Origin of the sequence: Sphingobium phenoxybenzoativorans (assembly GCF_001757355.1) — a bacterium.
Taxonomy (GTDB): domain Bacteria; phylum Pseudomonadota; class Alphaproteobacteria; order Sphingomonadales; family Sphingomonadaceae; genus Sphingobium; species Sphingobium phenoxybenzoativorans.
In genome coordinates, this window is sequence record NZ_MINO01000027.1 from 1 (window position 1) to 13308 (window position 13308).

Sequence of the window (13308 nt, forward strand, 5' to 3'; positions counted from 1 at the left end):
GATCGCGATGGCCTCGGGCGTCGGTCTTTACGGCGGAACGATGCTCGAGGCGGGCGTCGGCACGGCCGCCTCGGCGCAGCTTTTTGCGACCTTTCCCCGTCTCGACTGGGGCACCGAGCTGTTCGGCCCGCTGCTGCTCACTGAGGAAATCCTCGCCGAGCCGCTTCGCTACGAGGATTTCTCGCTCGTGGTGCCCGAAGGCCCGGGCCTGGGGGTCGCGCTCGACGAAGACAAGGTGGCCCGTTTCCGCCGGGACCGCACCAGCCCCGTCCTCCATGCGGTCACGGGAGGCCGCTGATGCTGTTCCACGTCGAGATGGATGTCCGCATCCCCACCGATGCCGATCCGGCGCGCATCGACGCGCTCAAGGCGACCGAGAAGGCGCGCTGCCAGGAACTGATGGAAGCGGGCAAGTGGCGGCATATCTGGCGCCTCGCGGGACGCTACGCAAACGTCTCGATCTTCGATGTCGATAGCCCTGCCGAATTGCACGACCTGCTGAGCATGTTGCCGCTTTTTCCCTTCATGGAGATCCGGGTGTCGCCGCTGTGTCGGCACCCCTCCTCCATCCGGGAGGATGATCGCTGACCATTTGGTCCCGGCAGGCGGACCCAAGAAACTCTTCCAAGTCGAGAGGATATTTGAAATGACCCAGTTGACGCAATCTCCCGATATTCAGGGCTTCCTCGACCAGATCGCGGGCGCCGACCATGCAAGCGCCGGCGACGAGCGGCTCAAGGCGATCGTCCGCAAGATCGTGTCCGACCTGTTCGAGACGATCGACCAGTTCGACGTGACCGACGACGAATTCTGGCATGCGCTCAACTTCATTGCCGGTGGCGCGCCGGAGTTCGGCCTGTGGGCGGCGGGCCTGGGCCTCGAGCATTTCCTCGATATCCGCGCCGATCTCAAGGACCAGGCCGAGGGCATCACCCAAGGCACCCCGCGTACGATCGAAGGTCCGCTTTACGTGGCCGGCGCGCCGCTCCTCAAGGCCGAGGCGCGGCTGGACGACGGCAGCGATGACGGCGAGGTGCTGATCATGCACGGCCAGGTCCGCGATGTGGATGGAAAGCCCATCGCCAATGCAATTGTCGATGTGTGGCATGCCAACACCAAAGGCAATTATTCCTACTTCGACAAGACCCAGTCGGATTACAATCTGCGGCGCCGGATCGAGACCGACGCGGAGGGGCGTTATCGCTTCCGCAGCGTCCTGCCCTCGGGCTACGCCGTGCCGGGCGGCAGCAATATCGAGAAGCTGCTAGCGTCCGTCGGCCGCCACGGCAATCGGCCCGCGCATGTTCACTTCTTCATCTCCGCGCACGGCTATCGCCATCTGACCACGCAGATCAACATCGAGGGCGATCCCTTTGTCCATGACGATTTCGCCTATGCGACCAAGGACGAGCTGATCCCGCCGGTCATTCGCCATAGCGTCGCAAGCGATATCCATGCCGCCGGGCTCAACGCGCCTTATGCCGAGATCGCCTTCGACTTCGTGCTGAACCCGGCAGAGGAGCAGACGGACGAACAGGAATCGAGCCGCGCCCGCGCCCTGCAGGACGCCTGAACGCCGCAAAACGCAAACAGGAGAATGATGATGGGCACCACTTTGCTGGAGCGGCTCGATCAGGCCGTCGTCGAGGACAAGGAACGCGGCATCTACCGCTGCCGCCGCGACATCTTCACCGACGAAGCTCTGTTCGAGCTTGAGATGAAGCATATCTTCGAGGGCAACTGGGTCTATCTGGCGCATGAAAGCCAGATTCCCGAACCCAACGATTATTTCACCACCTCGATCGGCCGCCAGCCCATCGTCATCACCCGCGACAAGGGCGGCGAACTGCACGCTGTCATCAATGCCTGCGCGCATCGCGGTGCGATGCTCTGCCGGCGCAAGCATGGCAACAAGGGGAGTTTCACCTGCCCCTTTCACGGCTGGACGTTCAACAATGCCGGCAAGCTGCTCAAGGTGAAGGACGGGAAGACCGGCGAGTATCCCGCCGGCTTCAACACCGACGGCTCGCACGATCTCAAGCGTATACGGTTCGAGAATTATCGGGGCTTCCTGTTCGGCAGCCTCAACCCCGATGTCCTCCCGCTGGAGGAGCATCTGGGCGGTGCGAAGGCCGTCATCGACCAGATCGTCGACCAGGCGCCGGACGGGCTGGAGGTTCTGCGCGGCAATTCTTCCTACATCTATGACGGCAACTGGAAGCTCCAGATGGAGAATGGGGCTGACGGCTATCACGTCAGCTCGGTCCACTGGAACTACGCGGCGACCATGGGCCACCGCAATTACGAAGCGGACGGCACGCGCACCGTCGATGCTAATGGCTGGTCAAAGAGCGTCGGCGGCGTCTACAGCTTCGAGAACGGCCATATCCTGCTTTGGACCAATCTGCTCAATCCGGAGGTCCGCCCCGTCTTCGCCCATCGCGAGGAACTGACGGCACGGCTGGGCGCGGAGCGGGCCGGCTTCATCGTCGGACAGACGCGCAACCTCGGCGTCTATCCGAACGTCTATCTGATGGACCAGTTCTCGACGCAGATCCGTGTCGTCCGCCCGATCAGCGTCGATCAGACGGAGATCACCATCTACTGCTTCGGGCCCAAGGGGGAGAGCAGCACGGAGCGCGCCCTGCGCATCCGCCAATATGAGGACTTCTTCAACGTCAGCGGCATGGGCACGCCGGACGATCTGGAAGAGTTCCGCGCCTGCCAGACCGCCTACCAGGCCGCCGACGGGGTGTGGAACGATCTGAGTCGCGGCGCGCTGCGCTGGATCGACGGGCCGGACGACAATGCCAGGGCAATCGGACTCGAACCGATCCTCAGCGGCGAGCGCAGCGAGGATGAAGGGCTGTTCGTGCGCCAGCACGAATATTGGGCGGAGACGCTCAAGACGGCGCTTCTCCACGAGAACGCGCCGGTGCTGGAGGCAGCTGAATGAGCACCCTCCTCGCCCCCGAGCCGACCCGCGCGTCCGGCCTCGATCGCCAAAGCGTGGTTGATTTCCTCTACCGCGAGGCGCGGCTGCTCGATGACCGTCAATGGGACGAATGGCTCGATTGCTATTCGCCCAAGGCAGAATATTGGATGCCCGCCTGGGATGACGACGATCAGCTGGTCGAAGATCCCCACAAGCATATCTCGCTGATCTACTATCCCAACCGCGAGGGTCTCGAGGACAGGGTTTTCCGCATCAAGACCGAGCGCTCGGGTGCTTCCACACCCGAGCCGCGCACCAGCCACTTCATCGGGAATATCGAGATCCTGCAGGAGCGCGACGGCGAACTGGACCTGCGCTTCAACTGGAACACGCTGAGCCATCGCTACAAGGTGACCGACAGCTTTTTCGGCACCTCTTTCTACACGCTCGATACCACCGGCGCGGAACCCGTCATCCTGCGCAAGAAAGTGGTCCTGAAGAACGATTATATCCACCAGGTCATCGACGTCTATCACATCTGACGCTGGCCTGCCGGAGAGGACAGAATGAGTTATCGTATTGCTTTTAACTTCGAGGACGGCGTCACCCGTTTCATCGACTGCAACGCGGGCGAGAAGGTATTGGACGCCGCCTATCGCCAGAAGGTCAATCTGCCCATGGATTGCTCCGACGGCGTGTGCGGCACCTGCAAGTGTCGCTGTGAACAGGGCGACTATGACCTCGGCGACGACTATGTCGAGGACGCGCTGACCGCCGAGGAGGCTGAAGAGGGCCTCGTCCTCACCTGCCAGATGGTGCCATCCTCCGATTGCGTGATCGACGTGCCGGTGCCTTCCACCGCCTGCAAGCTCGTTCCCACCGAGCACGGCGCGCAGGTGAGCGCGGTCGAACTGGTCTCCGACAGCACGATCGTCCTCAAGCTCCGGCTCGACAAGCCGGAAGCGCTCGACTTTTTGCCCGGCCAATATGTGAATATCACCGTGCCGGGCACGGATCAGCACCGTTCCTATTCCTTCAGCTCGAAACCCGGTGCAGCCGAAGCCAGCTTCCTGATCCGCAACATTCCTGGTGGGCTGATGAGCGGCTGGCTTGCGACCGAGGCCCAGCCGGACGCGCGGATCAGCTTCGTTGGTCCCAACGGCAGCTTTTTCCTGCGTGCGGGGACGCGGCCCCTGCTGATGCTGGCGGGCGGCACGGGCCTTGCGCCCTTGCTGTCCATGCTCGAGGTCCTTGCGGACGAGGGTACCGACCAGCCCGTCCATCTGGTTTATGGCGTGTCGAAGGTTGCCGACCTCGTCGAGATCGAACGCCTCGACGCGCTGAAGGACAGGCTCGCAACCTTTACCTACGTGACATGCGTCAGCCAAGATGTCGAACACCCGCGCAAGGGGCACGTGACCGACCATATCGAGGACGAAGCGCTCCACGCGGGCGACTGCGATGTCTATCTCTGCGGGCCGCCGGCCATGGTCGAGAGCGTGCGGCAACTCCTGCGTGACCGCGGCGTGACGCCGGCAGGCTTCTATTATGAGAAGTTCGCCCCGACCGAACTGGTGACGGCATGATCTTCCCGGATCGTTTTTCGGGCAAGGTGCTGGTCGTCACCGGTGCTGCCCAGGGTATCGGGCGCGTGGTGGCGGAGCGCGCCGCGGCTGAAGGGGGCCAGGTGCTGTTCGTCGACCGGGCGAGCTTCGTGACCGAGGTCGCCGATGGCGCAACCGGAGAAACGGCAGGCCATGTATGCGATCTGGAAACTTATGACGGCGCAGCATCCGCCCTCGCCGCCGCCGTCGATCGGTTTGGCGGGATCGATATCCTCATCAACGGGGTGGGCGGCGCGATCCGGATGCGGCCCTTCGCCGAATTCGAGCCTGACCAGATCGAGGCCGAGATCCGCCGTTCGCTGATGCCGACACTGTGGTGCTGCCATGCCGTCCTGCCGCACCTCCTGGCGCGAGGCGGCGGCACGATCGTCAATATATCCTCCAATGCGACACGCGGCATTCACCGTGTGCCCTATTCCGCAGCCAAGGGCGGCGTGAACGCGCTCACGCAAAGCCTGGCCATGGAATATGCCGCGCACAATATTCGCGTCGTCGCAGCGGCGCCGGGCGGCACGCAGGCCCCGCCCCGCCGGGTTGCCCGCAACCCGGATGGCGATAGCGCCGACGAGCAGCGGTGGATGGCCGAGGCGGTTCGCCAGGTCACCGATTCTACCTTCTTCAAGCGCTACGGCACGATCGACGAACAGGTCGGACCGATCCTGTTCCTCGCTTCGGACGAAGCATCCTATATCACCGGATCGGTCCTTCCCGTCGCCGGTGGCGATCTCGGATAGGGCACATCATGGCAAACAAGATATATGCAGACCCGGCGTCCGCGCTCGCGGACGTGCTGTTCGACGGCATGACGATCATGTCGGGCGGCTTCGGCCTTTCGGGCAATCCGGAAAGCCTGATCCCCGAGATCCGCAAGGCGGGCGTGAAGGATCTTACGGTCATCTCCAACAACGCCGGCGCCGACGGGTTCGGCCTGTGGATGCTGCTGGAAAGCCGACAGGTGAAGAAAATGATCTCCTCCTATGTCGGCGAGAACAAGCTGTTCGAGCAGCAATATCTCTCTGGCGAGCTCGATCTGGAGCTGAACCCGCAGGGGACGCTGGCCGAGCGCATCCGCGCCGGCGGCGCGGGCATACCCGCCTTCTACACCAAGACCGGCGTCGGCACGGTCGTCGCCGAGGGCAAGCCGGTCGATATCTTCGAGGGCGAGGAATATGTGCGCGAGACCTGGCTGCGCGCAGATCTCGCCATCATCAAGGCGTGGCGCGCCGATCAGGCGGGCAACCTCATGTTTCGCAAGACCGCGCGCAATTTCAACCCGAACATGGCGACCGCCGGCAAGATCACGGTGGTCGAGGTCGAGGAGATCGTCGAGGCGGGCACGTTCGACCCGGACTGCATCCATACCCCCGGCATCTATGTCGATCGCATCGTCAAGAGCACGATCAACGAGAAGCGCATCGAGAAACTGACCACGCGCCCCCGTGAGGCGACAAAGGGGGAGACCGTCGCATGAGCTGGACCCGCGACGAGATGGCCGCGCGCGCCGCACAGGAGTTGCGCGATGGCTATTATGTGAACCTCGGCATCGGCATCCCCACGCTGGTCGCGAACCATGTCCCGGCGGGCGTGAACGTGACGCTCCAGAGCGAGAACGGCATGCTCGGCATCGGCCCTTTCCCCTATGAGGGCGAGGCCGATCCGGATCTCATCAACGCCGGCAAGCAGACCATCACTGCCCTGCCGACCTCCAGCTTCTTCTCGTCGGCCGACAGCTTCGCGATGATCCGCGGCGGCCATATCGACATGGCCGTGCTCGGCGCCATGGAAGTGGCGGCGAACGGCGACCTCGCCAATTGGACCATCCCCGGCAAGATGGTGAAGGGCATGGGCGGCGCCATGGACCTGGTCGCCGGCGTCAAGCGCGTCGTAGTGGTGATGGACCATGCCAACAAGGCGGGCGAGCCCAAAATCCTGACCGCATGCACCCTGCCGCTCACCGGCAAGGCCGTGGTCGACCTGATTATCACGGACCTCGCCGTCATCGCCTGCGACAGGAAAGCCGGTGGGCTCCGTCTCGTCGAGCTGGCGCCCGGCGTCACGCTGGACGAGGTGAAGGCAAAGACCGGCGCTTCGCTCGACACCAGCGCCTTAGACAGGCAAGCCGCGTGATGGCCGAGGCCTTCCTCTGCGATGCGATCCGCACGCCGATCGGCCGCTTCGGCGGCACGCTGGCCGCCGTCCGCGCCGACGATCTCGCCGCGATCCCGATCAAGGCGCTGGCCGAGCGCAACGCGCATGTCGACTGGCAGGCGGTGGACGATGTGATCCTCGGCTGCGCCAACCAGGCGGGTGAGGACAATCGCAATGTCGCGCGCATGGCGACCCTGCTCGCCGGACTGCCCAAGGAGATCTCCGGTTCTACCGTCAACCGGCTCTGCGGCTCGGGGCTGGACGCGGTAGGGCTGGCTGCGCGCGCGATCCGCTCGGGCGACGCGCAATTGATGATCGCGGGCGGCGTCGAGAGCATGAGCCGGGCGCCCTATGTGATGGGCAAGGCCGACACCGCCTTCTCGCGCGGCCAGAAGATCGAGGACACCACGATCGGCTGGCGCTTCGTCAACCCGGCGATGAAGGCCGCCTATGGCGTCGATTCGATGCCCGAGACGGGCGAGAATGTCGCGCAGGAATGGGGCGTCAGTCGAGAGGATCAGGATGCTTTCGCGGTCCGCAGCCAGGAGAAGGCCGCCGCCGCGCAGGCCAATGGCCGGCTCGCCGCCGAGATCGTGCCCGTCACCATCCCGCAGAAGAAGGGCGACGCCATCGTCTTCGCTCACGACGAGCATCCCCGCACGACGACGCTTGAGGCATTGGCGAAGCTCAAACCCGTCGTCCGCCCCGACGGCACGGTGACGGCGGGCAACGCCTCGGGCGTCAACGACGGCGCCGCCGCGCTGCTGATCGCGTCGGAGGCGGCGGCGAAGGCGAACGGCCTCACGCCCCGCGCGCGCATCGTGGCGATGGCAGCGGCGGGCGTGGCGCCGCGCGTGATGGGCGTCGGCCCGGTGCCCGCCGCGCGCAAGCTGCTCGCGCTGGGCGGGCTCACCATGGACCAGCTCGACGTGATCGAGCTGAACGAAGCCTTCGCCAGCCAGGCCATCGCCGTGCTGCGCGATCTCGGCCTTCAGCCCGACGACGAGCGCGTCAACCGCAACGGCGGCGCCATTGCGCTGGGCCATCCGCTCGGCATGTCAGGGGCGCGCATCGCGCTCACCGCCGCCGAGGAGTTGCACCGCACCGGCGGCCGCTATGCTATGGCCTTCATGTGCATCGGCGTGGGCCAGGGCATCGCCCTGCTGCTGGAGCGGGTGTGATGAGCGATTTCATCACTGCCGGCGATGGGTGCCGCATCGCCTACCGGCTCGAGGGCCCGGAGGCCGCACCGGTCCTGCTTCTGTCCAACTCGCTCGGCACCGCCATGGAGATGTGGGCGCCGCAGATACCGGCGCTCGCACGGTCCTTCCGTGTCCTGCGCTACGACAGCCGCGGCCACGGCCAGTCCGATGCGCCGGCCGGCGCCTATTCGATGGACCGGCTCGGCCGTGACGTGATCGAAATGCTCGATGCGCTTTCCGTTTCGAAAGTCCTCTTCTGCGGGCTGTCGAAGGGCGGCATGGTCGGCCAGTGGCTCGGAATTCGCGCGCCCGAACGGCTCGAGCGCCTCGTGCTGGCCAACACCTCGCCCTTCATGGGGCCGCCTTCGTCGTGGGACAGCCGGATCGCGGCCGTGCACCAGGGCGGCCTGGCAGCGCTCGTCGACGCGGTGCTGGACCGCTGGTTCACGCCCGCCTTCCTCGCGACGCCCAAGGAGCAGATCGCGCCGGTGCGCGCCATGCTCACCGCCACCGATCCCGGGGGCTATGCGGGCTGCTGTGCCGCCATTCGCGACATGGACATGCGTCCGATACTCGGCCTGATCGCCACGCCGACGCTCGTAATTGGCGGCTCCGAGGATCCGGCGACGCCCCCGCCCCATTCGGAGCTGCTGGCGCGCGCCATTCCGGGCGCACGCCTTGAGATGCTGCCGGCCGCCCATCTTTCCAATGTCGAGCAAGCGGAGGCTTTCACCGCCGCCGTCCTCGACCATTTCGCTGCGTAAAAAAGGGCATGAAAATGTCGATTCTCCTGGAGGACGCCCACCTCGACGGAAGGCTGTTCGACGGCGCCTGGCAGAAGGCCGCCGCGTCCTATCAAGTGATCGAGCCCGCGACCGGCAACGCGCTTGGTCGCGCGGGACAGGCGGACGCGGCGCTCATCGGCGTGACGGCTGCGTCGGCGCTTCAGGTAATGGCACAGCGATCGGCGGTCCTGCAAATCGGGAAGAATTCACACATTGGCAGTGGGTGACGATCAAGAATGCCCCTCCAGCCTCTCCATTCTGAGCCCAGGTCCGGAACACCTCTTCCAACTCCATAACGATCCGGCTGAGGGCCGAGCCAGCCGCTAGTCAAAAGGTCCTCAGTAGCGAGGTTTGGCCGAGGCAGCGTCCCAATCAGGTGGCCTGATCGAGCCGCCAACCATTCAGAGCAGACAACAAAAAGCAATCAGGAGCCTGTCAATGTCTACCAAAGAGTTCGATGTGGTCATCGTAGGCAGTGGCGCTGCCGGGTGCGTTGTGGCCGATTATCTCGCCCGTCACACCCGAGCCAGCATTGCGGTCATCGAGGCAGGCGATAAGGATCGTGATCCGATGATCCATATCCCTGCGGGATATTCGAACATCCTCGCGCATGACCGGCATGTCTGGGCCTATGATACGGTGCCGGTCCATGGGACGCCCCGGCGCTTTCGCATGGGCAAGGTCGTCGGGGGCGGCTCCTCGATCAATGCCATGTGCTACGTTCGTGGTCAGAAGCAGGATTTTGACGCCTGGCAGGCTGCCGTCGGCGATACAGGAGACTGGTCGTGGGACACGATGATCCAGGCCTATATCGAGCAGGAAAAGAACGACACCTTCCACAATGCCCATCATGGCATTCACGGAGATCTGTCCGTTGAACTGCCCAAGGGCATCAACGAGCTGAATCAGCGATGCATGAAAGCATTCCAGGAATATGGCCTTCCCTACAACGCGGACTATAACGGAGACTTCCAGAACGGTGTTTCGCCCGTTCAGACCAACACGCTCAACGGCAAGCGTTGCAGCGCTGCGGTCGCGTATCTTCACAGGCATGTAGACAGTGGGCGAGTGAAGCTGCTTACCGGCTATACGGTTACGAAAGTGCTGTTGGACGGGACACGCGCAGTCGGTGTCAGGGCTCTCAACGGAAAAAACGAACAGGACATCCGCGCTGACCTCGTGATCATGTCTGCGGGTGCGGTGCAATCGCCGAAGATTCTGATGCACTCGGGCATCGGGCAAAGGGAGCAACTCCAGAAATTCGGGATCGAGGTGAAGGTGGATCTGCCGGGCGTTGGGGAAAACCTGCACGATCACCCGATCATTCCCATCACTGCCTATGTGAAGGGGAAGATGGGCTATCAGCATTCGGCCCATGGCATCGGCTCCCTGGTCGCAGGGATGCGTTATCTGCTGACCCGTGACGGCCCGGCGTCGGGCAACGGGATCGAAACGGTGTCCTACTGGAACCCGCTGGACCTGGACAGCGAGGAGCCCACGGTACAATGCTACCACGAGCCGATCATCGCTGCGGACGGACTGAACCCCACCGGCTCGCGCTCCGGGGTGACCTTTGCCACCGTCGTGTTGCAGCCCAAAAGCCGGGGCTGGGTGCGCTTGGCGGACAGCGATCCGACGTCGATGCCGCTCATCAACCCGAATTTCATCGGTCACGAATATGATCTGAAGGTCGGCATCGACGCAGTGAAAGCTGTGCGCAAGGTGATGGAACAGGAATCGCTTGCCGAAGTCGTGGACGAAGAGGTTCTCCCCGGAAAAGATAAGCAGAGCGACGAGCAGATCGGTGAGTTCGTGAAAAGCGTGGCCACCACCATGTGGCACCCGGTGGGCACCTGCCGAATGGGCCTCGACGAAGGCGCTGTGGTCGACGCCCGGCTCAAGGTCAGAGGAACAGAACAACTGCATGTGATCGACGCGTCTATTATGCCGACAATCACGAGCGGCAACACGAATGCGCCAACGCAAGCACTGGCCCTGCACGCCGCCAAAATGTTGGTTCAGACCTATTTTCGCAATATCGGAACAACCGGTCGGGCGGCGTAGGGCTGCCAGTTGGCAATCAAACACGTGGGAGAGATCGCGCCGATCGTTGAATGGCCTGGGGAGCCTTGATGGCACTCGTCACGCAACCATCGCGCGCGATCATGGACTTCGAGTTGGTGCGATGGCTGGCGGCAGCAGGACCTTGTGGGCAGCCTGTCAGCCCAAGGGATAATGGGTCATAGATGGACGACAATTTCTATCGCAGCGCACTCGACTACCACCGGCATCCCAAGCCCGGCAAGCTGGCGATCGAGCCCACCAAGCGGATGGTCAACCAGCGCGATCTGGCGCTGGCCTATTCGCCAGGCGTCGCCGCGCCTTGCGAGGAAATCGCCGCCGACCCTGGCAAGGCGCTCGATTACACCGCGCGCGGCAATCTGGTTGCGGTGATTTCCAACGGGACGGCCGTGCTGGGGCTTGGCGCGATCGGCGCTCTTGCATCCAAGCCGGTGATGGAAGGCAAGGCCGTCCTGTTCAAGAAATTCGCGGATATCGACGTGTTCGACATCGAAGTCGATACCACAGATCCCGACGCCTTCGTCGATGCCGTCGCGCTCCTGGAGCCGACGTTCGGCGCCATCAATCTGGAGGATATCAAGGCGCCTGAATGCTTCTCGATCGAAGCCCGCCTTAAGGAACGGATGAACATTCCCGTCTTTCACGATGACCAGCATGGCACCGCCATCGTGGTCGCGGCGGCGGTGCAAAACGCGCTGGTGCTCCAGGGCAAGCCGCTGAGCGACGCGAAGCTGGTAACCTCGGGTGCAGGCGCTGCGGCGCTGGCCTGCGTTGACCTGCTGGTTGCGATGGGCCTGCCTCGGGAGAATGTCACTCTGACCGATAGAGACGGCGTGATCCATGCGGGTCGCGAGGGCATGCTGCCCAATATGGCGCGCTATGCGCGAGCCACCGATGCCAGGACCCTGCCCGAAGTGCTGCCTGGCGCGAACATCTTTCTCGGCCTGTCCGCGCCGCATGTCCTGAAACCCGAATGGCTGTCGCTGCTGGCGGATCGGCCCCTGATATTTGCGCTGGCCAATCCCGAACCGGAAATCCTGCCCGAGACGGCGCGTGCGGCACGCCCTGACGCGATCATCGCAACGGGCCGATCGGATTATCCGAACCAGGTCAACAATGTCCTGGGCTTCCCCTACATCTTTCGCGGCGCGCTGGACGTGGGGGCAACGACCATCAACGAACAGATGAAGATGGCCGCCGCCGAGGCCATTGCCTCGCTGGCGCGCCTGCCCGCGCATGAAAGCGTCGCCCAGGCCTATAGCGGGCGCAAGCTCGCGTTCGGCCCTGACTACATCATTCCCACCCCCTTCGATCCCAGACTCATTTCAGAGATCGCCCCGGCGGTCGCCAGGGCCGCGATGGACAGCGGGGTGGCCCGGCGCACCGTCGATCTTGAGAAGTATCGCCGCGCATTGGCTCAACAAAACCTGCGCTCGGCGCAATTGCTGTTGCCGGTGTTCGAGGCGGTGCGCGGGCGTCGCCGGCGCGTGGTCTATGGCGAGGGCGAGGACGAACGCATCTTGCGCGCAGTTCAAGATGCCCTGGATGACGGCATCGTGCAGCCAACACTCATCGGGCGGCGGCGCATCCTGTCGCAGAAGCTGCCCGAGTTGGGCCTGCGCTTCGAATTGGATCGTGACGTCACCGTGATCGATCCCGAAACCGATCACGAAATCATCGAACCCCTCGCCGAAGCATACCGCATAATCGCCGCGCGGCGCGGTGTTGCATCATCGGAAATCCTGCGCCACGTCTACCGGCGTCCTACGGTGACCGCAGCCATGTTGCTGCGAACCGGGCGCGTGGATGCCGCTCTCGTGGGCGGCAATGCCGAGTTCTGGGGCCAGGTCGAGCATGTCCTGCGCATCATCGACCTCGTCCCGGGCGTGCAGCGGGCCTACGCCTTGTCCGGGCTCATTCTCGATGCCGGAGCCCTGTTCATCACCGACACCCATATGGTGCCTGACCCGACGCCCGAGCAGATCACCGAAATGACGCTACTCGCGGCGCAGCGCGTTCGTCGGTTCGGACTTGTTCCACGGATCGCCCTGCTCTCGCATTCCAACTTCGGAGCCTCGCACAGTCCGAGCGCGCGCAAAATGCGTGCAGCTCTGACGCTCGTCCAGAAGAAGGTACCGGAACTCATCGTCGATGGTGAAATGCACGCTGATGCCGCGCTCTCGCATCGTCTGCGCGAAAGGCTGGTTACCGACAGCCCGCTGAAAGGACCGGCGAACTTGCTGGTAATGCCCAATCTCGATGCCGCCAACATTACGTTGACGGCGCTCTCCGCTTCATCGAATTCGCCTGTCGTCGGTCCGATGCTGATGGGCCTCTCCAGGCCGATTCATGTTCTTACCCCCAGCGTGACGGCGCGTGGCATCCTCAATCTCACGGCGATCGTCGCGACCGATGAGATGCAGAACACTTAGCAGCGCTACGACCGGCAAAGACACGACCCGCACAGGCAGAGGCCGTGATTTACCGCTGACGACGATGGCGAGATTGTGTTTCCACTGGTGTACCCGAGC

Annotated in this window: 14 protein-coding genes; all 14 read left to right on the forward strand. The window is 63.7% G+C overall.

What is annotated here, in order from left to right; all coding sequences use genetic code 11:
- A partial coding sequence (locus BHQ40_RS13525) for an enolase C-terminal domain-like protein (protein ID WP_290438432.1) occupies positions 1-298 on the forward strand: 298 nt, incomplete at its 5' end.
- Positions 298-588, forward strand: a complete 291-nt coding sequence (gene catC, locus BHQ40_RS13530) for a muconolactone Delta-isomerase (protein WP_070156400.1) — start codon at positions 298-300, stop codon at positions 586-588. The genes BHQ40_RS13525 and catC, both read left to right, overlap by 1 nt.
- 58 nt (positions 589-646) lie before the next feature.
- Complete coding sequence (gene catA, locus BHQ40_RS13535; protein WP_070156401.1) at positions 647-1573, forward strand: catechol 1,2-dioxygenase; 927 nt, start codon at positions 647-649, stop codon at positions 1571-1573.
- A 30-nt stretch (positions 1574-1603) separates the two neighbouring features.
- Positions 1604-2956 (forward strand): Rieske 2Fe-2S domain-containing protein, encoded by a 1353-nt coding sequence (locus tag BHQ40_RS13540; protein ID WP_018250963.1) that lies wholly within the window; start codon positions 1604-1606, stop codon positions 2954-2956.
- Positions 2953-3477: a benzoate 1,2-dioxygenase small subunit gene (benB, locus tag BHQ40_RS13545; protein WP_070156402.1), complete on the forward strand. Its 525-nt coding sequence runs from the start codon at positions 2953-2955 to the stop codon at positions 3475-3477. The genes BHQ40_RS13540 and benB overlap by 4 nt, the downstream gene beginning before the upstream one ends.
- Before the next feature lie 24 nt (positions 3478-3501).
- On the forward strand, positions 3502-4521 hold the full coding sequence (gene benC, locus BHQ40_RS13550; protein ID WP_070156403.1) for a benzoate 1,2-dioxygenase electron transfer component BenC: 1020 nt from the start codon (positions 3502-3504) through the stop codon (positions 4519-4521).
- Entirely contained in the window at positions 4518-5294 is a 777-nt protein-coding gene (gene benD / locus BHQ40_RS13555; RefSeq protein ID WP_070156404.1) for a benzoate diol dehydrogenase BenD, read from the forward strand. The genes benC and benD overlap by 4 nt, the downstream gene beginning before the upstream one ends.
- Positions 5295-5302: 8 nt before the next feature.
- Positions 5303-6031, forward strand: a complete 729-nt coding sequence (locus BHQ40_RS13560; RefSeq protein WP_070156405.1) for a CoA transferase subunit A — start codon at positions 5303-5305, stop codon at positions 6029-6031.
- Complete coding sequence (locus tag BHQ40_RS13565; RefSeq protein WP_070156406.1) at positions 6028-6687, forward strand: 3-oxoacid CoA-transferase subunit B; 660 nt, start codon at positions 6028-6030, stop codon at positions 6685-6687. Before BHQ40_RS13560 ends, BHQ40_RS13565 begins: the two co-directional genes overlap by 4 nt.
- On the forward strand, positions 6687-7889 hold the full coding sequence (gene pcaF / locus BHQ40_RS13570; protein WP_070156407.1) for a 3-oxoadipyl-CoA thiolase: 1203 nt from the start codon (positions 6687-6689) through the stop codon (positions 7887-7889). The genes BHQ40_RS13565 and pcaF overlap by 1 nt, the downstream gene beginning before the upstream one ends.
- On the forward strand, positions 7889-8674 hold the full coding sequence (gene pcaD / locus BHQ40_RS13575; RefSeq protein WP_070156408.1) for a 3-oxoadipate enol-lactonase: 786 nt from the start codon (positions 7889-7891) through the stop codon (positions 8672-8674). The genes pcaF and pcaD overlap by 1 nt, the downstream gene beginning before the upstream one ends.
- A gap of 14 nt (positions 8675-8688) precedes the next feature.
- Positions 8689-8922 carry a hypothetical protein gene (locus tag BHQ40_RS25735; protein ID WP_070156409.1) on the forward strand — a complete coding sequence of 78 codons (234 nt, stop codon included), beginning with the start codon at positions 8689-8691 and terminating at the stop codon, positions 8920-8922.
- Positions 8923-9133: 211 nt separating this feature from the next.
- The gene (locus BHQ40_RS13585) at positions 9134-10759 is read left to right on the forward strand and encodes a GMC family oxidoreductase (protein WP_070156410.1); all 1626 of its coding nucleotides are present in this window, start codon (positions 9134-9136) and stop codon (positions 10757-10759) included.
- Between the two features lie 182 nt (positions 10760-10941).
- Positions 10942-13209 (forward strand): NADP-dependent malic enzyme, encoded by a 2268-nt coding sequence (locus tag BHQ40_RS13590; protein ID WP_070156411.1) that lies wholly within the window; start codon positions 10942-10944, stop codon positions 13207-13209.
- Positions 13210-13308 lie beyond the last annotated feature (99 nt).

Excerpts from the sequence above, each read along its gene's own strand:
- catC (WP_070156400.1), top strand. The coding sequence starts at position 298 with ATGCTGTTCCACGTCGAGATGGATGTCCGCATCCCCACCGATGCCGAT.
- catA (WP_070156401.1), top strand. The coding sequence starts at position 647 with ATGACCCAGTTGACGCAATCTCCCGATATTCAGGGCTTCCTCGACCAG.
- BHQ40_RS13540 (WP_018250963.1), top strand. The coding sequence starts at position 1,604 with ATGGGCACCACTTTGCTGGAGCGGCTCGATCAGGCCGTCGTCGAGGAC.
- benB (WP_070156402.1), top strand. The coding sequence starts at position 2,953 with ATGAGCACCCTCCTCGCCCCCGAGCCGACCCGCGCGTCCGGCCTCGAT.
- benC (WP_070156403.1), top strand. The coding sequence starts at position 3,502 with ATGAGTTATCGTATTGCTTTTAACTTCGAGGACGGCGTCACCCGTTTC.
- benD (WP_070156404.1), top strand. The coding sequence starts at position 4,518 with ATGATCTTCCCGGATCGTTTTTCGGGCAAGGTGCTGGTCGTCACCGGT.
- BHQ40_RS13560 (WP_070156405.1), top strand. The coding sequence starts at position 5,303 with ATGGCAAACAAGATATATGCAGACCCGGCGTCCGCGCTCGCGGACGTG.
- BHQ40_RS13565 (WP_070156406.1), top strand. The coding sequence starts at position 6,028 with ATGAGCTGGACCCGCGACGAGATGGCCGCGCGCGCCGCACAGGAGTTG.
- pcaF (WP_070156407.1), top strand. The coding sequence starts at position 6,687 with ATGGCCGAGGCCTTCCTCTGCGATGCGATCCGCACGCCGATCGGCCGC.
- pcaD (WP_070156408.1), top strand. The coding sequence starts at position 7,889 with ATGAGCGATTTCATCACTGCCGGCGATGGGTGCCGCATCGCCTACCGG.
- BHQ40_RS25735 (WP_070156409.1), top strand. The coding sequence starts at position 8,689 with ATGTCGATTCTCCTGGAGGACGCCCACCTCGACGGAAGGCTGTTCGAC.
- BHQ40_RS13585 (WP_070156410.1), top strand. The coding sequence starts at position 9,134 with ATGTCTACCAAAGAGTTCGATGTGGTCATCGTAGGCAGTGGCGCTGCC.
- BHQ40_RS13590 (WP_070156411.1), top strand. The coding sequence starts at position 10,942 with ATGGACGACAATTTCTATCGCAGCGCACTCGACTACCACCGGCATCCC.